General features: G+C 61.4%; 17 protein-coding genes and 2 pseudogenes. 11 read left to right on the top strand and 8 right to left on the bottom strand.

From position 1 onward, the window contains the following. Positions 1-43: 43 nt before the first annotated feature. The 6 genes from HQ843_RS25385 to HQ843_RS25360 all read right to left on the bottom strand — a co-directional run bounded on the left by HQ843_RS25385 (position 44) and on the right by HQ843_RS25360 (position 6,542). Positions 44-1,450, bottom strand: coding sequence for a M20/M25/M40 family metallo-hydrolase (locus HQ843_RS25385; protein WP_180900592.1), 1,407 nt, complete (start codon positions 1,448-1,450; stop codon positions 44-46). 52 nt (positions 1,451-1,502) lie between these two features. Beyond that, entirely contained in the window at positions 1,503-2,681 is a 1,179-nt protein-coding gene (locus HQ843_RS25380) for a trans-sulfuration enzyme family protein (RefSeq protein WP_180900593.1), read from the bottom strand. Between the two features lie 131 nt (positions 2,682-2,812). After that, positions 2,813-3,589 (bottom strand): amino acid ABC transporter ATP-binding protein, encoded by a 777-nt coding sequence (locus tag HQ843_RS25375; RefSeq protein WP_180900594.1) that lies wholly within the window; start codon positions 3,587-3,589, stop codon positions 2,813-2,815. Positions 3,590-3,592: 3 nt separating this feature from the next. Next, positions 3,593-4,504 carry an amino acid ABC transporter permease gene (locus HQ843_RS25370; RefSeq protein ID WP_180900595.1) on the bottom strand — a complete coding sequence of 304 codons (912 nt, stop codon included), beginning with the start codon at positions 4,502-4,504 and terminating at the stop codon, positions 3,593-3,595. A 4-nt stretch (positions 4,505-4,508) separates the two neighbouring features. Further along, positions 4,509-5,399 (bottom strand): ABC transporter substrate-binding protein, encoded by an 891-nt coding sequence (locus HQ843_RS25365; protein ID WP_180900596.1) that lies wholly within the window; start codon positions 5,397-5,399, stop codon positions 4,509-4,511. 267 nt (positions 5,400-5,666) lie between these two features. Beyond that, positions 5,667-6,542 carry a LysR substrate-binding domain-containing protein gene (locus HQ843_RS25360; protein WP_180900597.1) on the bottom strand — a complete coding sequence of 292 codons (876 nt, stop codon included), beginning with the start codon at positions 6,540-6,542 and terminating at the stop codon, positions 5,667-5,669. 347 nt (positions 6,543-6,889) lie between these two features. On the opposite strand from HQ843_RS25360, the gene HQ843_RS25355 reads away from it, so the two are divergent. The 11 genes and pseudogenes from HQ843_RS25355 to HQ843_RS25305 form a co-directional block, all read left to right on the top strand. After that, complete coding sequence (locus tag HQ843_RS25355) at positions 6,890-7,939, top strand: LacI family DNA-binding transcriptional regulator (RefSeq protein ID WP_180900598.1); 1,050 nt, start codon at positions 6,890-6,892, stop codon at positions 7,937-7,939. Between the two features lie 64 nt (positions 7,940-8,003). Further along, on the top strand, positions 8,004-9,242 hold the full coding sequence (locus HQ843_RS25350) for an ABC transporter substrate-binding protein (RefSeq protein ID WP_180900599.1): 1,239 nt from the start codon (positions 8,004-8,006) through the stop codon (positions 9,240-9,242). 102 nt (positions 9,243-9,344) lie between these two features. Beyond that, positions 9,345-10,268, top strand: coding sequence for a carbohydrate ABC transporter permease (locus tag HQ843_RS25345; protein ID WP_180900600.1), 924 nt, complete (start codon positions 9,345-9,347; stop codon positions 10,266-10,268). Further along, the gene (locus HQ843_RS25340; RefSeq protein WP_371822108.1) at positions 10,265-11,128 is read left to right on the top strand and encodes a carbohydrate ABC transporter permease; all 864 of its coding nucleotides are present in this window, start codon (positions 10,265-10,267) and stop codon (positions 11,126-11,128) included. The genes HQ843_RS25345 and HQ843_RS25340 overlap by 4 nt, the downstream gene beginning before the upstream one ends. Positions 11,129-11,154: 26 nt before the next feature. Next, positions 11,155-13,086, top strand: coding sequence for a glycoside hydrolase family 127 protein (locus HQ843_RS25335; protein ID WP_180900602.1), 1,932 nt, complete (start codon positions 11,155-11,157; stop codon positions 13,084-13,086). 1 nt (position 13,087) lies between these two features. After that, positions 13,088-14,176 (top strand): ABC transporter ATP-binding protein, encoded by a 1,089-nt coding sequence (locus HQ843_RS25330; protein ID WP_180900603.1) that lies wholly within the window; start codon positions 13,088-13,090, stop codon positions 14,174-14,176. A gap of 17 nt (positions 14,177-14,193) precedes the next feature. After that, positions 14,194-15,231 (top strand): 4-hydroxythreonine-4-phosphate dehydrogenase PdxA, encoded by a 1,038-nt coding sequence (locus HQ843_RS25325; protein WP_180900604.1) that lies wholly within the window; start codon positions 14,194-14,196, stop codon positions 15,229-15,231. After that, positions 15,228-16,130 carry an SMP-30/gluconolactonase/LRE family protein gene (locus HQ843_RS25320; RefSeq protein ID WP_180900605.1) on the top strand — a complete coding sequence of 301 codons (903 nt, stop codon included), beginning with the start codon at positions 15,228-15,230 and terminating at the stop codon, positions 16,128-16,130. Before HQ843_RS25325 ends, HQ843_RS25320 begins: the two co-directional genes overlap by 4 nt. Next, a complete protein-coding gene (locus HQ843_RS25315; protein WP_180900606.1) occupies positions 16,127-17,077 on the top strand; it encodes a YncE family protein in 951 nt (316 codons plus the stop codon). The genes HQ843_RS25320 and HQ843_RS25315 overlap by 4 nt, the downstream gene beginning before the upstream one ends. Further along, positions 17,077-17,577 (top strand): annotated as a pseudogene (locus HQ843_RS25310) (four-carbon acid sugar kinase family protein); the annotation flags it as partial. The gene HQ843_RS25315 and the pseudogene HQ843_RS25310, both read left to right, overlap by 1 nt. Before the next feature lie 7 nt (positions 17,578-17,584). Further along, a pseudogene (locus HQ843_RS25305) lies at positions 17,585-17,794 on the top strand (hypothetical protein); the annotation flags it as partial. A 218-nt stretch (positions 17,795-18,012) separates the two neighbouring features. Here the strand turns inward: HQ843_RS25305 and HQ843_RS25300 are convergent. Together HQ843_RS25300 and HQ843_RS25295 are read right to left on the bottom strand one after the other, a co-directional pair. After that, positions 18,013-20,349, bottom strand: coding sequence for a hypothetical protein (locus HQ843_RS25300; protein WP_180903348.1), 2,337 nt, complete (start codon positions 20,347-20,349; stop codon positions 18,013-18,015). Positions 20,350-20,392: 43 nt separating this feature from the next. After that, a complete protein-coding gene (locus HQ843_RS25295) occupies positions 20,393-22,813 on the bottom strand; it encodes a hypothetical protein (RefSeq protein ID WP_180900609.1) in 2,421 nt (806 codons plus the stop codon). Positions 22,814-22,923 lie beyond the last annotated feature (110 nt).

Raw genomic sequence — 22,923 nt, 5'->3', positions numbered from 1 at the left:
AGACTTTTCTCCGGTTTGAGAGTTTGGAACAATTAAGACGGGCTCATGCCTTTGCCGCTGCGGATTTCTGCAGCTTTTCCAATTCCTTGAGGATATGCACCCAGCTTCGCGCGCCTCTGCGAACCCGTTCGACATCATAATGTTCGTCAGGGGCGTGGATCGCATCGCCGGACAGGATGAAGCCGATCACCACGCATTCCGCACCCAGCATATCGTTGAACAACTGAACCAACGGAATGGCGCCGCCGGAACCGATCAGGCGCGTTGGCTTCTGCCATTCGATTTCAAGACCGCGACTGGCGGCGGCAAGATGCGGGCTGTCTTCCGAAAGTGCCACCGCCGAACTGCCCCCTTCGCCATGAAACGAGACCGAACAGCCCTGCGGAACACGCGCTTCGACATGGCTTCGGAAACGCTTCCGGACCCGGTCGGGATCCTGTCCGGGCGCAAGGCGGAAGGAGAGTCGGGCCGTCGCCGTTGCCGGAAGAACCGATCGTTCGCCCGGCCCCTGATTGCCGCCGGTAATGCCATTGATGTCCACGGTCGGGCGACCCCACATGGCTTCCAGCGCGGTATATCCCTCCTCTATGATCCCGCCGGCGCGGTCGACCTCGTCGAAAAGCGCCGTCTGGCGCGACAATTCCTGCCAATCGGTGCGCAGGCCCGGCGGAATGTCTTCCACACCGTCGTAGAAGCCTTCGATTGTGATCCGGCCGGTGTCGTCATGCAGTCCGGAGAGGATGGAACCGAGGATGCGGATCGGATTGGCGGCGACGGCCCCGAAAAGACCGGAATGGAGATCGGGGTTGGGAGTTGCCACCGTCACCCGCTCGTGGACAAGGCCCTTGAGCCGGGTGGTGATCGCCGGTTCGGTCGGCGACCACATCTCGGCATCGCATATGAAAGCAACGTCACAGGCCAGCGCCTCGCGATAGGCGTCGATGAAAGCCGGCAGGCTTGCCGATCCGGATTCCTCCTCGCCTTCCAGCAGAATGACGATCTCGGTCGGAAAGTCGCCGTTGACGGCCTTCCAGGCCCGCAGGGCCTCGATGAAGCTCCAGAGCTGGCTCTTGCTGTCGGATGCGCCACGACCGTAGAAGCGCTTCTTGCCGTCTTCCTCGACCAGTTCGGGAGAAAACGGCGCGTGGCTCCATTGTTCGCGGTCGCCAACAGGCTGGACGTCGTAATGCCCGTAGAACAGCAGCCGTCCGGCCTTGCCGGTTCTGCCGGAGCGGGCGAGTACGACGGGATGGCCCGCGGTCTCGATGATCTCGCTTTCAAATCCGATCAGCGACAGTTCATGGAAAAGCCACTCGGCGGCGCGGCGAATGTCTGCCGCGTTTTCCGGATCGCTGGAAATCGAGGGGATCGCGATCAGATCGAGCAGTTTGGCAATCGCCTGATCGAGATTGTCATCGATGTCGCTGAGCATTTTCTCGGTGTCTGTCACGCCGGTTCTCCGTCTGGCCGTTTCGGCTGCCATTGCCGCGTTTGCAGTGTCTTCAAGCCGCTCTCTGCGCTGTTTCGAGCACTGAAAGCAGCCGCTCTATATCGTCCCAGAGCTCTCTCTCGTCCTCCAGGCCGATGCTCAGGCGCAGGATGATGTCTGGCCCGGACCAGGATGTCGCCGTGCGAAACCCGTCGACTGACATCGGCGCCGCAAGGCTGCGCGTGCCGCCCCAGGAGGCGCCGATGGCGAAAATTTGAAGCGCATCCAGCGCCGCTGCGATATGCGGCGCGGCCGCGGCGCAAAACACCACGCTGAAGACGCCGCTCGAACCGAGAAAGTCGCGTTTCCACAGCCCGTATCCGGGAAAGCTCTCCAGCGCGGGATGCAGGACCGCATCTACTAACGGGTGACCTTCGATCCTGCGGGCGAAATCGAGTGCCACGCGTTCACTGTGGCGCAGTCTTACCCCGAGCGTTTCAAAGCCCCGCAGCACCAGCGAGGCATCATCCGGCGAGACGCCTATCCCCATCCTGCCGATCAGGGATCGGATGGGATAGATCAGTGCCTCGTTCTTGACGGTTATCGAGCCCATCAGCACATCCGAATGGCCGGAAACGAACTTGGTGAGCGCCTCGGTGACGATGTCGGCGCCATGGGCGATCGGCTTGAAGTTAAGCGGCGTGGCCCAGGTGTTGTCGACGCCGACAAGCGCGCCGCCAGCATGCGCAATGGCCGCGATGGCGGGGAGATCGAGCACCTCCATCGTCGTCGAACCGGGGCTTTCGCACCAGACGATACGGGTGTTCTCGCGCATTTTGACGGCGACATCCTCGGGCGATAGCGGATCAAAAAAATCGACTGCGACGCCGAGCCGGCGCAGGTCTGTCTCCGCCAGGTCGCGCATTGGCGGATAGGCGGTGTCGGCGATCAGGATATGGTCGCCTGCCGACAGGAAGGGCAGGACCGCAAGGGCGTTGGCGCCTTGGCCCGAAGGGGTCAGGAACGTCCATGCGCCGCCTTCCAACGCGCTGAGCTTTGCCTCGAGCGTGCGTGTCGTCGGTGTCCCGTAGAGGCCGTATGAGTAACCCGCATGGCCTCGTTCCAGGCGCGATGCGTAGGCCTTGGCGTCGGCAAACACGATTGTCGAGGCGCGGTGGACGCCGACGCCGAGCGGCGAAAAGCCTTCGGACGGTACAGACGGGGTCAGGACGCATTGCGTGAGATCATTCATGATAAAGGCCTTTCCCGGAACGGAAGGCTTCAAGAGCCATTTTCCGCCAAGCGTCAGCAATGCTGACGGATATTACAGTTATTTGCATTTCGATAAGGGCGGCGAACCGCCCTCTGTTGTTTTGGGGCGGGTCAGAGCACTTTGGACAGGAACGCTGCCGTACGCGGGTTTTGAGGGTTGGCAAGCATGGCTCGTGGAACGCCTTTCTCGACGATCTGGCCCTGGTCCATGAACACGAGGTGATTGCCGACTTCACGCGCAAAGCCGATCTCGTGGGTCACGACGACCATGGTGATGCCGCTTCGCGCAAGGTCCTTGATGACATCGAGAACCTCGCCGACCAGTTCGGGATCAAGCGCCGAGGTCGGCTCATCGAACAGCATCACATCCGGCTCCATGGCAAGCGCCCTGGCGATGGCGACGCGTTGCTGCTGGCCGCCGGAAAGCTGTGCCGGGTAGCGGTTTCCGAACCCCTCGAGCCCGACGCGCGCCAGCAATTGCTCTCCCTTCTCGCGGGCTTTGTCTCGTGGCCAGCCCTTGACGTGACGCGGCCCTTCCATGACGTTCTCGATGGCCGTCATGTGCGGGAACAGATGAAACCGCTGGAACACCATGCCGGTCATACGTCTTTGGGCGGCGACCTGAGCAGGTGTCAGGGGGTGAAAGCGGCCTTCGCGTTCCGTGAAACCTTGCAGTTCGCCCTTCAGAAACACCCGGCCGGCGGAAATGCTTTCGAGCTGGTTGATGCATCTGAGAAGCGTCGACTTGCCAGAGCCGGAAGGCCCGATCGCGACACAGACCTCGCCCTGGCGGACCGTGATGTCAACGCCTTTCAACGCATGCACATGGCCGTAGAATTTGTGGATGTTCTGCATATCGACGCAGAAATCATAGCTGGTTGCGACCATGGTCTACTCCGCCCTCGTGGGATAGCCGGCAACGCCCCTGCCGAAGTGGCGTTCGAGGTAGTGCTGGCCGACCATCAGCAGGCTGGTGATGGCGAGATACCAGGTGCCGGCGACCATCAGCAGCGGGATCGGCAGATAGAGCCGGTTGGCGATCGCATTGGTCGCGAAGGTCAGGTCGAGCGTGAACGGTATGGCGAGCACCAGCGACGTCATCTTCAGCATGCCGATGGTTTCGTTGCCTGTCGGCGGAATGATCACGCGCATGGCAAGCGGCATCAGGATGCGCCACCAGATTTTCGCCGATTTCATGCCCAGCGCCTGCGCCGCCTCTTTTTGTCCGGCGTCGATCGAGTTGAAGCCCGCGCGGAAGATTTCCGTCAGATAGGCGGATTCGTTGAAGCCAAGCCCGAGGATGGCGGCAAGCGCGGGCGTGATGACATAGCGCGTATCGAGGCTGATCAGTTCCGGACCGAAGGGGATGGAAAGGCTGAGGCTCGGAAACAAGACCGCGAACAGACCCCAGAACAGCAACTGCGTATAGATCGGCGTGCCGCGAAAGAACCAGACCCATGTGTATGCCAGCCAGCGCAGGATCGGGTTGTCGCTGTCGCGCATCACCACGAGCAGCCCGGCGACGACGATTGCTACCGCCATGGCCACGACTGTGAGCAGCAGCGTCCACCCGACGCCGCGGATGACCTGCGGCGAAAACAGATAGCTGAAGTATACGGACCAATGGAAATTGGCATTGTTGACGATTGCATGGCTGACCTGCAGCACGAGGATCGCTATTACCAGAACGGTCAGCCACCGGCCGAGGTAGCGCCGCGGCACCACGACGTTGTGCGTGATATCGGGCTTTGCCTCGGAGACCGGTTGCAATCCGGTCGCCGTGCTTTTGATATCGTATGTCATGATCTCAGTGATTGGTTTCAGGGTTGACCTGCGCTTCCTCGACGACTGCCGAGCCAATACCCCAGCTGTCGAGAAGCGCCTGATAGGTTCCATCCGCAATCAGCGCATTGACCGTATCGGCGATCAGTTCGGCGAGCGCCAGATCGGGTTTGGCCACGGCTATGCCGTTGGGTCCGCTGTCGCCAAAGGCACCGGCCACCGGCTCCATCGTTTCCAGCCGACCGTCGGATTGCTTGGCCGCGTAGCCAATGCCTGCCTCCCCGGAGACCGTGGCATCGGCGCCACCGACGGCAACGCGCGTCAGCACCTCGGTCTGCTTGCCAAACGGCAGGACCTCGATCTCTTCCTTGCCGGCCGAAACGCATGTCTCGTTCTCCGCCAGAATGGCCCGTTCGTGGTAGGTGCCGGACTGGACCGCGATCGTGCGCCCGCAGAGCTTGGATGGATCGAAGCCCGTCGGATTTCCTGTCCTGACGAGCCACATGTCGCCGGTGATGGCATAGCTGACGAAGTTGACCGCCTTCATGCGCTCTTCGGTAACCGAGAATGCGGATATGCCGAGGTCGAATTTGGAACCCAGCGCGGGAAGGATCGCTTCAAACGCCGAGGTCCGAAAATCGATATTAACGCCGAGCTTCCGGCCGATAGCATTGGCGATGTCGACATCGATGCCTTCCGGCGTCTGGCCATCGGCGGCGCTCAGGAATTCCCAGGGCGCATAGGCCGTGTCCGAGCCGATCGTGAGTATGCCGGCCTGCTTGATCTTGTCCGGCAGTCGGGCCGCGAGAGCTTCATCGACATTGATGCCGGAAGTGTCGAAATTCTGCGCGAATGCCGGAAGCGATGCGGTCGCCAACAGGGCGGCCAGCGACATGCGAAGGAAGGATTTGTTCATCTGATTGTTCCCGTCTTGTTATGATTTGGTCCTCCGAAACTTGGGAGGCTTCGTTTTGACCATGCTCATACTATCGGGGATGGAATTTGCGCCGTCCAATAATAAGATCGGGGCGTTCTATTCCGTATGGTTATTGATTTTTCTGGTCACGGATATGATGGCGCAGCCCTCGGCAAGGTTTGAAGCGGGGCCCGAAGTTGTGGCAGTTGTCGCGAAGTGTCGGCCCAACCAAGGTCGGCGTTTGGTGAGGAGCCCTGCGTGGCCGGCTCACACCTCTGCCTTCAGGTCCGCGACAAATTCTTCCAGATGCCGGGAGGGAAGGCGGTTGGGCGGGGTGATGAGGAGCGTGCGGAAATGCATTTCCGGCTCGAACGGCTTCAGCACCAGACCGCGCCCGAGATAGGGCTCCGCCGTCAACGGATCCACCAGACCGATCCCGATGCCGGCCGCAACCATCGAACATATGGTTGTCGAATATGGGGTTTCGATAACGGTTTTCATTTTCACCCCGGCCGCCTGGAACAGGTCTTCGGCCTCGGCGCGGGTGGTGTCTTCCGGAGCGAGCGCGATAAAGGGGTGACCTGCCAGATCATTCGGACGAACCGTATCGAGCCTCTCAAGGGGATGTCCCTCGGGAATGGCCACCGCGACGCGGAAACGGGCGAATTCGGTGAAGGTGACGCCGGTTTTGTCGATTTCGTCGGCGACGACCCCGAGGTCGAACTGCCCCGAAGCGACGAGATCGCGAACTGTCGAGGACATGCGAGCCTGGAACGTGATGGCGATATTCGGATTGCGGGCCATGAAGCGTTTCATGGCGCGCGGCAATATGTTGGTCGACAGCGCAGAGAGGCAGGCAATCCTGAGTTCGCCCGAACCGAAATCGCGAATGCGTGCGGCCGCGCCGCGCAGATGCGCCAGGCCAAGGAATGCGTGTTCCACCTCCCGGAAGAAAAGCTGGCCTTCTGGGGTTGGATGCAACCGCCCCTTGACGCGGAGGAAGAGGGCAAAGCCAAGGGAACGTTCCAGCTCCTGTATGGTCTTACTGATGGCGGGCTGTGAAATATGCAGCACCTCGGCCGCCCGCGCCGTGGTTCCGTTGGTCATGACCACGCGAAAGACTTCGATCTGTCTCAAGTTCATCAGCGGCTCCATCGATGCGTTTCTGCAGATGTTGGACGGGCAATGGACCCACCCACACACTCGCGGCAATCTGTCTTCTAAAATAGAACTGGCCGATATCCCAACCTGTCGGCGCCAAAATCGCGCGGAGGGTTATTGTCTCCCTTGCCGGGAAGCGAACCAGAGCCAGATGCCAGACTCACGGAATTGGCTCATTATGACGCTGGATATCTCAAGCTGTTCGGCGCGTACTCGATTGCGCGAACTGTCACACTTCATAGCATCGTCAAGGCAGGGATTGAGGGTAGGCAACAGCGAGCCGCCAAAAATGTTTTGAGAAACCCTTTTCTCAGGCGTTATTTTTTGATATGTCGAATGAGAAACCGGTTTTTCATTGGGAGAATGACGTGGCGGATGCGAATGGTGGCGGGCGTGTTACGATTTATGACGTGGCCTCGAAGGCCGGCGTCAGCACCGCCACTGCGTCGAAGGCGCTCAACGATACCGGCCGCATGTCGGCGGAAACCCGGGCCCGTATCCGGCGCGTTGCGGAAGAACTGGGTTTCCGCCCCAATGCGCTGGCGCGCAGCCTCACCAGCAAGCGCAGCTTCACCGTCGGGCTGCTGACGGACGACACCTATGGCCGTTTCACCCTGCCTGTCATGGCCGGCGTATCGGAGGGGCTTATCGACCAGGGCGTTTCGGTGTTCCTCTGCTCGGTCGGGGGGGATCCGGCGCTTGCCCGCATTCATGTCGATGCGATGCTCGACAAGCAGGTTGACGGGATCATCGCCACGGGCAAGCGGGTCGACCGGCCGCTTCCTGTCGATCTTTCGAAAGTTCCGGTCCCGGTCGTCTACGTGCTGACCGAGGGGCCGGCAGGAACAATTACCCTTGTGCCGGACGAGCGGCAGGGGGCGGGCGAGGCGGTGCGGCATCTGGCGGCAAGAGGCTGCCGGCGTATCGCCCACATCACCGGCCCCGAACATTTTCTGGTCGTGCGCGAGCGTGCGTTTTCCTATCGGCAGACCCTGGAGGCTGCGGGTCTGGAAATGCCTGCAGCCGGAGTGCTTTGCGGCACATGGTCGGAGCATTGGGGGCATGAAGCCATTGCAAGGCTCTGGGCCTTCGATGAGCGGCCGGACGGTATCTTCTGCGGCAATGACCAGATTGCGCGCGGGGTGATGGACGCCCTTCGCGAGCGTGGCGTGGCCATACCGCATGACGTTGCCGTGGTGGGCTTCGACAATTGGGAGATTGTCGCCGAGGAGACCCGGCCCCCGCTCACCACAATCGACATGAATTTGAAGGAGCTTGGACGCCAGGCCGGGCTCACGCTCGTGCGCCTGGTCAATGGCGAGGAGATTGAGAGAGGGCTTTTGCAGCTGCCGTGCAAACTGGTCGTGCGCAGCTCCTGACGCCTTTCGCAAGCGTGCAACGGGGCCGGCACGGAACACGGCCCCACATCGGAGGAGGATAGAAATGAAACCCGTTAAAATCGCGGCGCTGACGGCGCTCGCCCTCAGCATGGCGCCCTTCGGCGCTTCCGCCGAAACCTACAGCATGTGGGTGCGCAACAGCAGCGAAGCCTTCATGCCGGACCTGATCGAGGCTTTCAACGCCTCGCATGAGGACCAGATCGAGTTGCAGATCGTGCCCAGCACGGAGATGGTGCAGAAATATGCCGTGGCGGCCGCAGGCGGCTCGGCTCCCGACTTCGTCTCGCTCGATCTCGTCTATACGCCGGCTTTCGCCAAGGCCGGACAGCTCGCGGACCTGACCGAACTGGCCAGGAGCCTTCCCTATTTCGATCAGCTGTCGAAGGCCCATGTCGAGGCTGGCACCTATGACGGCAAGATTTACGGCGTGCCGATGTCGGCCGATGTTTCGGTGTTGTTGTGGAACAAGAGGCTGTTCCGCGAAGCCGGGCTTGATCCCGACAAGGCGCCCGCCAACTGGGCCGAAATCGAGGAATATGCCGGTAAAGTCAATGCGGTCGGCGATGGCACCTACGGTTTCTATTTCGCCGGCGCATGCGGCGGCTGCAATGCCTTCACCTTCATGCCGCTGATCTGGGCATCGGGCGGCGACATTCTGGTGGATGACGGCAAGCGCGCCACCATCGATACGCCGCAGATGCATGATGCGATCAATTTCTATCGCGACATGGTCGCCAAGGGTTATGTGCCGGAGAGCGCGAAGACGGATACAGGCACCAATTTCTTTGGCGGCTTCGCGGCGGACAATGTCGGCATTTCGCCAATCGGCGCCTTTGCCATCGGCAACCTTGTCAAGAACTACCCGGATGTCGAATTCGGCGTGGCTCCCCTGCCAGGCAAGGATGGCGGCGCCTCCGCATTCGGCGGCGGCGACAATTTCGTCGTCACGGCGGGCCGCGACACGCTCGGCGCGGCGAAAGAATTCCTGGACTTTGCCTATTCTGTCGAGGGACAGACGCTGCTTGCCAAGCTGGGCAGCCTGCCGACGCGCGCCGATGTGGCGCAGGAGGCGCTTTCCGGCCTCGATGACCGCTACCTGACGGCGGTCGAAGCGATGGAAACCGCGCGCACGCCGTCTTCGCCGGTCTACAACGACATCATCAATTCCAAGACGGGGCCGTGGAAGCAGATGCTTGGCGAAGCCTTCTTCGGCGATGATGTCGACGGTTCCCTGAAGCGGGCGCAGGATACGATGCAGTCGATCCTCGACGCGTCCAACTGATCGCGCTTTCCCCGGGCGCCTGAAGGGGCGTCCGGTTCCCTTCCCGGGCACCGTTCACGGCGCTCCGGGGGCAATTTTTCCATGACCCACGGAACAGGCGCCATGCCAGAAACGCAATTCACAACAGCGACGCCACGCAGGCCGCGCCGGGGACGGGTTCGGCGCAAGCAACTCGTCGGACTTCTGTTCGTCGCGCCAGCGGTCGCGCTGGTTACCGTATTCTTCGTCATCCCGTTATGCATGACCTTCTGGATGTCGCTTCACAACTGGCCGCTGATGGGCGCGCCGCGCTTCATCGGCCTCGGCAATTATGCGCAGATGTTGCACGACAGCCAGTTCTGGAACTCGCTCCGCTTCACGGTGTTCTACACGCTCATCGTCACGGTCGTGCTTTTTGCGGTTGCCTTCCCGCTTGCCGTCTTCGTGGACAGGCCGGATGCGATGACCAGGTTCTACCGCACGGCTTACTTCCTGCCTTACGTGGTCGGTTTCGGTTCGGCGAGCCTGCTCTGGGTGTGGCTGATGAACGTCGATTCCGGGCTGTTCTCGCAGCTAGCCTGGCGGCTGGGGCTCACCGAAAAGCCGGTCAACCTCCTGGCGAGTTTCGACACCACCTTCATCTCAATCATCGTCATGGTGGTTTGGAAGACGGTGGGCTTCAACATGATCATCCTGCTCACCGGTCTGCAGGGCATCTCCACCGAGGTGCAGGAAGCGGCCCGCGTGGACGGCGCCTCCTCCTGGCAGCGCTTCCGCCGCATCACGCTTCCGCTGATGCGGCGCACGATCGCGCTGGCCCTCATCCTGTCGGTTTCGGGCTCGATGCTCGCCTTCGACCAGTTCTACATCATCTCGGACGGCGGACCGCAGAACCAGACGATCACCACTGTGTTCTGGATCTTCAGCCAGTCCTTCATGTCGTTCCATCTGGGCTACGGCTCGGCGCTGTCGATGGTCCTTCTGCTGATCCTGGTCACCATCAGCGTGATCCAGCTCAGGCTTCTGCGCAATCCGGAGGGTATGTGATGAGCCGCCGCAAAATGAAATTACGCCGCCAGCGGTTTCAGATGACCCGGCGCAATATGATTGGCCTGTTTTTCGCCTTCCTGTTTCTGGCGCCGCTCGCCTGGAGTCTGCTGGTGAGCTTCAAGACCTCGGCGGAATCACGCAAACCGCCCTTGCCGCCATGGCCGACGACCGGTTTCAGCACCCAGAGCTACCAGAACCTCTCCGATTTCGGCAGCGGTATCTGGACCTATACCGGCAACAGTCTCACCGTGTCGCTGGCGACAGTGGTCCTGTCGGTGGTGGTGAGCCTGTTGGCCGGCTACGGTTTCTCGCGCTTCCGTTTCCCGTTCAAGAACGCGCTTTTCGTGCTGATCATCGCCACGATCATGATCCCGTTCCAGTCGGTTCTGACGCCGCTTTTCGTCATCCTGTCCAAGCTCGGCCTGCAGAATACGCTGACCGGTATCGTCTGCGTCTACGTCACGCTGCAGATGCCGTTCTCGATCTTCATGATGCGCAATGCCTTCGACGCCGTGCCGAAGGAGATCGAGGATGCGGCCCGCGTCGACGGCGCCTCGGTCATCAAGGTGCTCTACCGGATCATGCTGCCGCTGGTGCTTCCCGGCGTGGCCACGGTCGCGATCTTCGCCTTCCTCGCCTCCTGGAACGAGTTCCTGGCAGCCCTCATCCTTCTGACCGACCAGCAGAAATACACCCTGCCGGTGTTGATGGTCGCGGTTCGCTCTGGACAATACGGCACGATCGACTGGGGCGCGGTCCAGGCGGGCGTGACGCTGATGATGGTGCCGTGCCTCGTCGTCTTCCTGCTTTTGCAGCGCTACTACATCCGCGGCCTGACCGCGGGCGCCGTCAAGTGAATATCAAGATCAAAAAGGACTGACCTATGACTTCCTTCGACCTTCCCGCCATCAGCGGCTTCCGCCCTCCCGCGCTCCCCGATGTCGACGTCCAGGGGTTCTGGGGCGACCGCATCGATGCTGTCGCGCATCAGACGGCGATGATCCTCTATGATCGCTGCGTTGCCGCCGGCATGCTCGAGCAGATCAACCCTGATGTTCCTGTTCCGCCACTGCGGCTGCCCTACCACACCCGCGCCGACGGCACGCCGGACACCGTCAATGTCCAGATGTTCTGGGATTCGGACGTCGCCAAGGTTATCGAGACGGCGGCCTACGCGCTCTACCGCACGCCCAACCCCGATCTCGAGGCGAAGACCGACGAGATCATCGCGATGTTCTGCAAGCTGCAGCAACCGGATGGCTATCTCAATTCCTGGTTCATCCGCATGCGCCCCGGCGATCGCTGGAGCAATCTGCGCGATTGCCATGAGCTCTATTGCGCCGGCCATCTGATGGAGGCTGCGGTTGCCTATTTCCAGGCGACCGGCAAACCTGCGCTGCTTGACGCCATGTGCCGCTATGCAGACCACATCGGTTCCGTATTCGGGCCCGGCCCGGACCAGAAGCCCGGCTATTGCGGCCACGAGGAAATCGAACTGGCGCTGGTCCGCCTCGGCCGCGTCACCGGCGAGCAGCGCTATCTCGACCTCGCGCGCTTCTTTATCGATGCCCGCGGCCAGGAGCCGCATTACTTCGATGTCGAGGCGGCCGCCCGCAACGAGGACCCGAAGCGTTTCCGCCACGACACCTATGAGTATAACCAGTCGCATCTGCCAGTGCGCGAGCAGACCAAGGTTACCGGACACGCGGTCCGGGCGATGTACCTCTATTCCGGCATGGCCGATGTCGCCACGGAATTCGGCGATGACAGCCTCACGGATGCGCTGAAGATCCTGTGGGAGGATCTGACGGAAAAGCAGATGTATGTGACCGGCGGCATCGGCCCGGCGGCGAGCAATGAGGGCTTCACCGACTATTACGACCTGCCGAACGAAAGCGCCTATGCCGAGACCTGCGCTTCCGTCGGCCTTGCCATGTGGGCGAGCCGCATGCTCGGCCGGGGTCCGGACGGCCGGTTTGCCGACGTCATGGAGCAGGCGCTCTACAACGGCGCGCTCTCCGGTCTTTCCCTCGACGGCACGACCTTCTTTTACGACAACCCGCTGGAGAGCCGGGGCGGCCACCACCGCTGGACCTGGCACCGCTGCCCCTGCTGCCCGCCGAACATCGCCCGCACCGTCGCCTCGATCGGCACCTACATGTATGGCGTCGCCGCCGACGAGATTGCCATCCATCTCTACAATGAAAGCACCGCCCGGCTGGCGGTCGCCGGAGGCAGCGTCACGGTGGAGCAGAAGACCGCCTATCCGTGGTCCGGCCGCATCGATATCACGCTCGGCCTCGAAATGCCGCTCGCCTTCCGCCTGGCGCTGAGGATTCCCGGCTGGTGCGAAGGCGCATCGCTTGCCATCAACGGAAAGACCGTCGAGTGCGACCCCGAACGCGGCTATCTGCGCATCGAACGGGAATGGCAGCCCGGCGATGCACTGTCGCTCGACCTGCCGATGCAGCCCTATGCGCTGCGCGCCAATCCGGCCGTTCGGGCCGATCTCGGACGGGCCGCACTGGCGCGGGGCCCGCTGATCTACTGCGTCGAGGAAACCGACAATACCGCCGGTCTCAACGCGCTCATCGTTGACGATGCCATTGCGGAGGCGAACACAAGCGTGCTGAGTGCCCTGAGCGGTGGCGTTGCCATCGACGTTCCGGCGCACCGCGAAGACTGGCAGGGACACGGCAACCGGCTTTACGACCGGAAGGCCCCCGATCTTCGTCCGGTGACGGCTCGCTTCGTTCCCTATCACCTCTGGGATAACCGGGAGCCTGGCGAGATGCTCGTCTGGGTCAGGACTTAAGATGAGCACATTATCGCAGGAAAAGGCCGACATCACGCTTCACGGCGTGCGCAAGAGCTTCGGCGCGGTCGATGTCATTCACGGTCTCGATCTCGCCATCAAGGGCGGCGAGTTCGTGGTCTTCGTCGGCCCATCGGGCTGCGGCAAGTCCACGCTGCTCCGGATGATCGCGGGCCTGGAGGATGTCACCGACGGTGACATTCTCATCGCCGGACGCGACGTCACCGACCTCGATCCCTCGAAGCGGGGCATCGCCATGGTGTTCCAGTCCTATGCGCTCTATCCGCATATGAGCGTGCGCCAGAACCTTGCCTTCGGCCTTGAAATCGCCAGGACGCCGCCGCCCGAAATCGAACGTCAGGTCGAAGCGGCTGCCGAAATCCTGAAGATCGGCCCGCTGCTCGACCGGCGGCCGGGCCAGCTTTCGGGCGGGCAGCGGCAGCGCGTCGCGATCGGCCGGGCAATCGTGCGCAAGCCGCTCGCCTTCCTGTTCGATGAGCCGCTGTCCAATCTCGATGCCGAACTCAGGGTCAGCATGCGCATCGAGATCGCAAGGCTGCATCGCGAACTCGGCAACACCATGATCTACGTCACGCACGACCAGACCGAGGCCATGACGCTTGCCGACCGGATCGTCGTCCTGCGTGACGGCAGGATCGAGCAGGTGGGCACGCCGCGCGATGTCTATGAAGATCCGAACAACCTGTTCGTCGCCGGCTTCATCGGCTCGCCGCGGATGAACATCATTGACGCGACCGCCGGCCCGGCGGGAAGTCTTTTCGTCGGCGGACAGACGATTGTCGTCGATCCGCCCGTCGAAGCGACGACTGAGAGCGGGCCGGTCAAGCTCGGTATTCGGCCGGAGCACCTGACCATCGGCGAAAACAGCGGTTCTTCGTTTGAAGCCACAGTGGATTTTGCCGAATATCTCGGCGGCACGCGCTATCTCTACTGCCGTCTTGCGGACGGACAGGATCTCACCGTCGAACAGCGCGAAGGGCAGGATCACTCCTCCGGGGAGCGGATATGGCTGACATGCCAGAAGGGCTGCATGCGGCTGTTCTCGCCCGAAGGCGCGCGGCTGCGGTGACGAAAGGAGACAACGACATGGATGCTGAGCAGCAAGGCAGGCAACGCCCGCTGATCGCGCTCGCGATGGGCGATCCGGCAGGGATCAGCACCGAACTTGCCACCCGGCTTGTGGCGTCGGCACGCGTCCGGGAGGCGGCTCGGCTGGTCGTCATCGGCGACCGGCGGATGCTCGATGCGGGAGCGGCCGTCGCGGGGCTCGCAACCGCCGTCCCTTCGGTCGCGATCGAGGAGATCGGGAATGCGGATACCGGACCGGCGCTGATCGATCTCGGCAATCTCGATCCAGCCGATATCACGCCCGGCGAAGCAAGCCTTGCCGGCGGACGGTTCGCGGTCGAAAATTTCACCCTGGCGCTGAGGCTTGCCAAGGCAGGCAGGGTGGACGGGGTCTGCTACACGCCCTTCAACAAGAAGGCGATGCGCTACGCCCATCCGGGTTATGACGATGAAAGCCGTTTCATCACCGGGCTTCTTCGCCTCGACGACGGCGGCGTGCGTGAATTCAACGTCCTCCAGCAGATCTGGAATGCCCGCGTCACCTCGCACATTCCGCTGAAGGATGTCTCCGCGGCGCTGAGCGAAGAGGTAATCCTGCGGGAAATAGCCCGAACGGAGAGCTGCCTCAGGCTGGCCGGCATTGAAAAGCCTCGTATACTGGTTGCCGGTCTCAACCCGCATGCCGGTGACGGCGGCAGCTTCGGCATGGAGGAAATCGAGATCATTGCCCCGGCCATCGAGGCGGCAAGGGCACGCGGCCATGATGTCGCCGGCCCATTTCCCGCCGATACCGTCTTCGTCAAGGCGCTGAAGGAAGGCCATCACGCGGTGCTGACAATGTATCACGACCAGGGCCAGATCGCGATGAAGCTGATGGGCTTTGACCGGGGCGTCACCATGCTGGGCGGTCTTTCATTTCCGGTCTGTACGCCTGCCCATGGCACGGCCTACGATATTGCAGGCCAGGGCATTGCCAATCCGCTTGCCGGCGAGGAGGCGGTGCTGTTGGCCGCGCGCATGGCTGCATCCACAGCGACGGAGAGGAGACCGCAATGAGCGATGTGATTGTCGAGGATCCCCGCATGACCGGACTGGTCGCGCCGGATGCCAGGCTTGAAAAACTCTGGACCGGAGCGACATGGAGCGAGGGGCCGGTCTGGTGGGAAGACGGCAGCATCACCTGGAGCGACATTCCCAATAACCGGATGCTGCGCTGGCATCCCGAAGAGGGCGGGTCGGTGTTCCGCGAACCGTCCAGACACGCCAACGGCCACACACGCGACCGCGAGGGGCGGCTCGTCTCCTGCGAACACTCCGGCCGCGCGGTCAGCCGCACCGAGGCCGACGGCACGGTGGTGACGCTCGTCGACCGTTATCAGGGCAAGCGACTGAATTCGCCGAACGATGTGGTCGTGAAATCCGACGGCACGATCTGGTTTACGGACCCGCCCTACGGCATCCTCTCCGACTATGAGGGCGTCAAGGCGGACAGTGAAATCGGGGCCTGCTACGTCTATCGTTTCGACCCGGAGACGGAAGAACTCACCGTCGTCGCCGATGATTTCGACAGGCCGAACGGTCTCGCCTTCTCGGTGGACGAGGGCCTGCTCTACATTTCCGACACGGGACGGTCCGATGCGGCCGACGGACCGCCGCATATCCGCGTTTTCGAGGTCGAGGACGGCAAGCGGCTCAGGAACGGCCGGATCTTTGCCGAGGTGCTGCCCGGCGCTTCGGATGGTTTCCGGCTCGATGTCCACGGCCATATCTTCACCTCCGCTCATGACGGCATTCAGGTGTATACGCCCGGAGGCGAGCGGCTAGGGAAAATCCTGGTGCCCGAGATCGTCGCGAACTGCACCTTCGGCGGACCTGAGAACAACAGACTGTTCATCACGGCCTCGACGTCGCTCTACGCCATCGACGTGCTGACCAGGGGATTGCCGGGCCGATGAGCGAAGCAAATGCCGGCATGCTGGTTATCGTCGAGAAAAGCAGTCACTGCCTGAGCTTCTACGACAGCAAGACGACCAAGCGCCTCGACAGTATCGACCTGCCCCGCTACTCGCACGAGTTCGTGGTCTCCGCCGATCAGGCATTCGCCTTCATCGGCCACTACGGTCTGCGTACATCCGCCGACCATGGTGATGGCGGTAGTTCGATCACCGTGGTCGATCTGGCCGCCCGCAGCATCGTCAGAACGCTGGACTGCCGACCCTGGCGCCGGATTCACGGCATCGCGCTCGATGGCCGCGGCCGGCTGCTGGCGCTCAGTGAAGGTGATAACATCCTGATGACCTTCGATGACCCTCTGTCGGTGGACGTTCCGTCCCGGGCTGTGCCGAGTGGCGGGCTGAAAGGCCACCTTTTCCGGGTCAGCGCCGATGGCGAAACAGCCTATTGCTGCAACCTCCTGAGCCATACCGTGACGAAAGTCGCGCCGCGTGACGCCGCCATCCCGCCGATCGCGGTGACGCCGGGCGAAAAGCCTGAAGGGATATGGCTCAATGCCGGAGGCGACACCCTCTATGTCACGAACCGCCTCTCCGACACGCTTGTCGCAATCGACACCGCCTCGATGCGCATTACGCGCGAGATGAAGACGCGAAGCGATCCGCTGCGCGTCTATGGCCTCGCCGGAAACCGGCTTCTGCTCCTGAACTGCGGCGACAGGAGCATTTCGCTCGTCGACGCGGAAGGCATGCGCGAGCTCGGCTGCCTGCCGCTCGGCAGCATTCCGCTTGCGGCCCACGTCGTCGGTGAGACCGCCTTCATCTCACTTGCGGATGATCGCTGCGCGGAAGTCGAGCTTGCCGACCTTTCCGTCGTGAAGACCTTCGCCACGCAATCGGAGCCGGATTGCTGCTTTCTGCTCGATGCCGTGAGAGGGGAGGGCCGGTAATGCTTCTCGGGGCGATCGCGGATGACTTCACCGGCGCAAGCGACCTTGCCAACACGCTTGCCAAGGGCGGCATGGCGACCAGTCTGTTCGTCGGGCCAGGTGGTGACCCGGGCGCGTCCGAGGCCGGCGTGGTGGCGTTGAAGACACGGATGCTTCCTGTCGCGGAGGCCGTGCGGCAATCGCTTGCGGCAGCCGAATGGCTGTTGGCGCAAGGCTGCGAGCAACTCGTCTTCAAATATTGTTCGACTTTCGATTCGATGCCGGACGGCAATATCGGACCGGTCGCCGAAGCGTTGCTCGATCTCATGAAGACAGATATCGCCATCGTCTGCCCGGCCTTTCCGGAAACTGGCCGACGCGTTTTCATGGGGCATCTTTTCGTCGGGGACAGGCTCCTGAACGAATCCGGGATGGAAAACCACCCCCTGACGCCGATGACCGAGGCGGACCTGCGCCGCTTCCTGCGTCTGCAGACGCGCGGGTCGATTGGCCATGTCTCGTTCGACAGCTCTTCAGCCGACAATCCCGCATCTGGCACGATTGTCATTGCATCGATGCCTGCAACGCCATGGGATTTCGAGACGACCGGATGTGGAGGGCGACAAGCCTAAACATCGCTGGATAAATGGCCAGGTCGAGCGGGTGAACCGGACAATCAAGGGCGCAACCCTCAAACGCTATCATTACGACAGCCACGACCAGCTTCGCAGTCAGGTGATTCTGCCTGACTGCGAAATGCTCTAAAGTCGCTCAACTCTTCTCGAGTTGGACCCTCATCCAAGTCCCACTGAAAATCTTGGGCGTTCTCTCGGACATCAGCCGAATTTCTGCAACAGAGCCCGATCCGGTCGGCGTCACCGGTGGCTGGAGATCGAGCGAAGCGGAAATGCACTGGCCGATTCCAGAGACCGATGTCGCCGGCGGTCGGAAAATGCCTACTCCTGGTTCGGGTACCCCTCGGGCTTGGAATTGTAGGGCGTCATTGTTCCGTTATCCGGAAAGGCGGAGACGAGGTTCAACTGATCGTGTTGGGCCAGTGTCAGGCCGTCCGGATAGGGAATATTGAACGCTGTCTCCGTGCCCGGCAGCGCCTGGTCAACGATCTTCTTCCCGTCGCTCGATCGCCAACCCATGATCACCTGCGCAGGTTGAGGGGCCGTTCCCGTGACGGCGGTCTCGCTGACGCTGTCGACGACCAGAAACCCCTTCTGGTTCTGGTTCAAAACCTTGACATAAGCGTCCGACGGATCGCCGGTTTGACCAAACCTTGCCGTTGCGGAGAACACCGCACCGCTCGGCGCGACGGTCCCTATCGGAACCTCCCAGTTTCCGTCGACCGATTGTACTGCGGGGAACTCCTGCGGGCCTGAACCTTCTATAGAGAGGGTTAGCGTTATATAGGTTCCAAGTTGGGCTGTCCCGGTGACTGAATCGCCCAAAATATAGTCGATCTCGGGCGGAAGGGGGACTTTCGTTGCAGGCGCTTCGCCGACCGTATAATAGTTCGATATTTCCGAGGTCACGCCATAGCTGTTGCCGGTCTTGGTACTGGCGGTAGCGTAGACTTCATCGCCTGGTTTGGGGACAAACTCCGGTTGAAAAGTCCATTTGCCGAGAACAACCGGCGAACTGCCTCGCTTCATTTCCGTACTTAGTTCGGAACAGTTGAACATGCGGATGAAGACGTCGGCTGTCCCTTCCGTTCCGTAAAAGGTCTGTTCATCGCGATAGCCAAGGATGACCGGCGGTTCGATGATCTCCGCGTCCGCGTCCGCATACCGCGCGGCGTATTCCGAAGTCGGTGAATAGAAACCGGAATTGATCGATTCCATTTGAATGAAGTAGACGACGGTCGATTTCGGGAGAGAGCCCACGCTTCCGGTCCAGTCGATGCTCCATGTGTTTTGGTTGCTGATGAGCGCCATATGGATGAGGCCGTGTTCAGCGGACGAGACCACGATATACTGGCCGCCCTGGCCGGTCCCAGTGGCATGTTTCTGGTCAATTGATGTGATCCCCGGCATGTCGGGCCTGGGCGAACCGATCGTCACGGCAGAATGGATCAGTGAAGCTCTTCTGTTGTCCGTGCTTCGGGTTGTCGCGACGAAACTGTCGTTTTCCTGATAATCTCCGAAACCTGCAGCGCTCTCCCACCGATTATTTTCGTCGGCGGCCAGATCGGTAGCTTTGATCAGAGTTCCGTCACGAAAGTGCCTGCATTCCACAAGCAGACCTGAAAGCGCCAAGCCGCCGATCCTGGAGTCCGCCAGCATATCGATAACAGGGGCCAGGCATCGCTCGACATCGGTCTCAAAGACCGGGCCCGCGGACGATGAGCCGTCCAGGTGAACACGGCGGATGTTGATGCGTGTGCTGGCCGCAAGCGCCTTGCAGAACGAAATCGACCATGTGCCCGACGGCGTCGCATCGGTTTCCGCGAGCAGATTGCCCTCCGATGTGAAGATCTGAATCCTGTCGCCCGGCCTTGCTCCGGAGCCGGCGATATGGCCGACATTGCGATCGTCGACCGAAAAGGTGTTTGCGGATGTGAACAGCGGCAGGGACGTGTCGCCGCCGAGAATTTTCGCGACGACGCAGATCCTGTCTCCGGCCTTGAGCGGTTTGCGGAAGGTGACGGCCCATATTCCCTCATTGCCCAGGACGAATGTGCGCCCGAGTAGGTCGCCTTCTGGACCGTAGACATTGATTTCGTTGCCATTCTTGATGCGACCGAAGACAACGGTCCTGCTTGCATAGACATCCTCGAATGTCGGGCGCTTGCCGCCGACGGTGACCTGTATTTCCTCCGACCCAGCGCCTGTTGCCCGGTCGCAGGCCCAGAGCCTGAAGATCGTATACCAGCGCGGAGATCCGCGGAGAGCGATTGCCCACTTGCCGTCACTGTCCGCCGTTGCCGATTGCAAGCGCGGATCGGCGCTGCTTGTCAGCCTGATGGACACGCCTGGTCGGGCAGTGCCGGAGAAGATGCCGGTTGCCGCGTTGAAGGCGATTTCGGGCGGCAGCGGCCGCCGATCCTTGGGGGGGAGGGGCAGAAGGCTCCCTGTATCCATAACCATGTTTGTTCTCCGTAAAAGTGTTTGAGCCGGATCTGTCCACTGGCGGCTCCGCGCCCTGATCGCGAACAGATGAAATGCCATTTCAAGTTGTTTTGAGCGGGGCGTTGATCCGCCGTCGCTCCGCGTCGACCTGCCCCGGGGCCCGGTTTCCGGTACGGGCCAGGATCGCGGACTCGGCCCGATCCGGGCGGACAACCGGCGGCCGCTCCGCCGGTTGTCTTTTCATGGAACGAGTTGTTTAGTTGACCTGCTTCCCGTCATAGGCGGTCATCGTGCCCTCGGTGGCATCAGTCGCCGTATCCTGCGCCGAGAACTTGATGATGTCGCCGCTGCTGACGGTGACGCTGGAGAGGTAATTCGCTGTGAAGCTGAGTGAGGTCAGCAGCGTGTCCATGACTTTCAAACCATCGGTCAGGCGCCACCCCAGGAGTCTCTGATTGGGGTCGGTGACGGTGCCGCTGGCGCTTGTGGTCGTGATGGTTGTCGGATCCATTGCAAGGCTCGTTGGGCCATCACCAACAATGGCGTAGAAAGGATCCGATCTGTTGCCGGAGCTATCGATTGCGACGGCCTCGAAGCGTGTGCCAACCGGAGGCGTTGATCCGACATTGATCTTCCAGCTCAAACCTGCCGAGACCAAGGTTGTTCCCACGACGTTCCCGTTCATCGACAGCTCTACCGTCGTTTGATAGGTGCCGGCGCCGCCAACATCTGCCACTTGATCGATTGTGATCTCGGGGGGCACGGGCTTGGAGACCGCTGCGATCGTGAACGGCGTGTACCCCGACTTTGCGCCTGCATCGGTCTGCGCCCACGCAAGCATGTTTTCTCCGGGCGTTCTGGGCGGCGAGGGCTTTATCTCCCAGGTCCTGCCGCTTGTCAGATGGCCGCTGTTGCTTGAGATCGGGGTTCGGGTCAGGTCTGCCGCATCGCAGACATAGATAGTGATATTCGGCAATTGCGTGATATCGGCAAGTGAAACAGGCTCGCTGCCCTTGATGTCGTTGGTAAACGCGGTGGTAACAATCGGGGAAGGCGGAACAAAACTGTCGACGGTGACTTGACTTGATGCCGGTCCGGAAAGGGTGAGGCTAGTGCCTGACTTGAACCAGGCCGTGGCGGTGACGGGTGTGCCGTCACCTGGAATGAGGCCAGGGGTCGAACTCAGATCAAGACTCCAGCGCTGGCTGGAAGTTGTCTCGGCTCCATCTGGATTGAGAACCTGGGTCGGCGTGGAGACCCTCACCCATGTGGATGGACTGGTAACGGTTTCTCCACCGGCGAACTGAGCGCCGATATAGAGGTCGATCGTGGGCTGGGCGGGATAGGTTGCGTTTGCGTCCGCGTAGCAGGCGGCAGACAGGGAGGTTGGGGCGTCTCTGTCTGGCAGCAGAGATTCGAAGACCTCAAAGACAACCACCGTCGTCGTCGGCAGCGATCCGACATAGCTCGACCAGTCGACATACCAGTGGCCTTCCCAGGTGGTTCTTCCCACGCAGATCACGCCCTTGTCTGCGGTCGAGACCACCACGAAGGTATGCGGCTCCGCCCATCCGCTTGCGCTGTTCTGGTCCACATATTCCACAAGCGGGGAACCCGGCCGGGTGCCGTCGACCGTTACATTCGAGGAAACCAGGGATTCCGCAGTTCCGTCGGCGCTCTGCGTCGTGGCGATGAGGATATCACCGGGTTTGAAATCGAAGGGCGTCTTGTCCGGTCCGGTAGAACTGTTCCAGAGCGATGTTTCGTCGGTTGTCACGGCACCGCTGCGGATTTTGCTATGACCACGGATCTGCGTGTAAGTGACCTCAAGCCCGGGTTGCGCCATGCCGCCCAACTGGCCACCTGAGAAAGTCTCGATCACCGGAGCGAGACAGTCATACTTGGTGGCTGTGAAGATTGGTCCCTCGGAGGTCGTGCCGTCCTCGTGCACGCGCTGAACGGCGATGCGTTTGCCGGTTTCGAGCGGGTCGCAGAATGAAACCGACCAACTGCCCGAATCTGTCGCTGCCGGTTCGGCGACCTGCTCTCCAGACGCGGCATCGAATAGACGAATCCTGTCGCCGATCGCCGCGCCCGAGCCTGCGATATGGGCGACGTTGCGGTCGTCGACGGAAAAGGTTTTTGCCGCGACGAACAGCGGCATGGAAGTGTTGCCGTTCGGGAGTTTGGCGACGATGCACGCCTTGTCCCCGGCCTTGAGCCGTTCACGGAATTTTACCGACCAAATGCCATACTTGCCGAAAGCGAAGCAACGCCCGAGAACCTGTCCGGCCGGGCCGAACACGGATACTTCGGTGCCGGCGCCGGTGCGACCGAAGGCGACGGTCTCGCTGGCATACACTTCATTAAGCTTTGGGCTGCTGCCGCCGAAGGTGAATTCGATCGTCTCTGACGAACTGCCCGTCGCAGGGTCGCAGGTCCAGATCTTGAAGATGGTGTACCAACGGGGCTGGCCGATGGCGATCTTCCATGTTCCGTTCGCGTCCGCCTCTGCCGAACGCATCTGCTGGTCGAAGCTGCTCGTCAGCCTGACGGATAGCCCCGGTGCAGCAGTTCCGGAAAATGTTCCGGCCGTTGAATTGAACTTGATTTCCGGCGGCAAGGGCCGCTGGGTGTCGGGTGTGAGGGCCCTCAGGTCCCCTGTCTCCATGGTCATGGTTCATCTCCGTAAAAGTTGTTTTCTCGTGAAGCTTTGCGGCAACGGATTGGAGCACGATGCCTTTTGAAAGATAGCGTATTAAACCTATGGTTGTCTATGTAAAAATA

Source organism: Martelella sp. NC20 (genome assembly GCF_013459645.1).
In the GTDB taxonomy this organism is placed as follows: Bacteria; Pseudomonadota; Alphaproteobacteria; order Rhizobiales; family Rhizobiaceae; genus Martelella.
The sequence above is the reverse complement of the archived record's forward strand: the minus strand, read 5'-3'. Positions and strand labels throughout refer to the sequence as shown.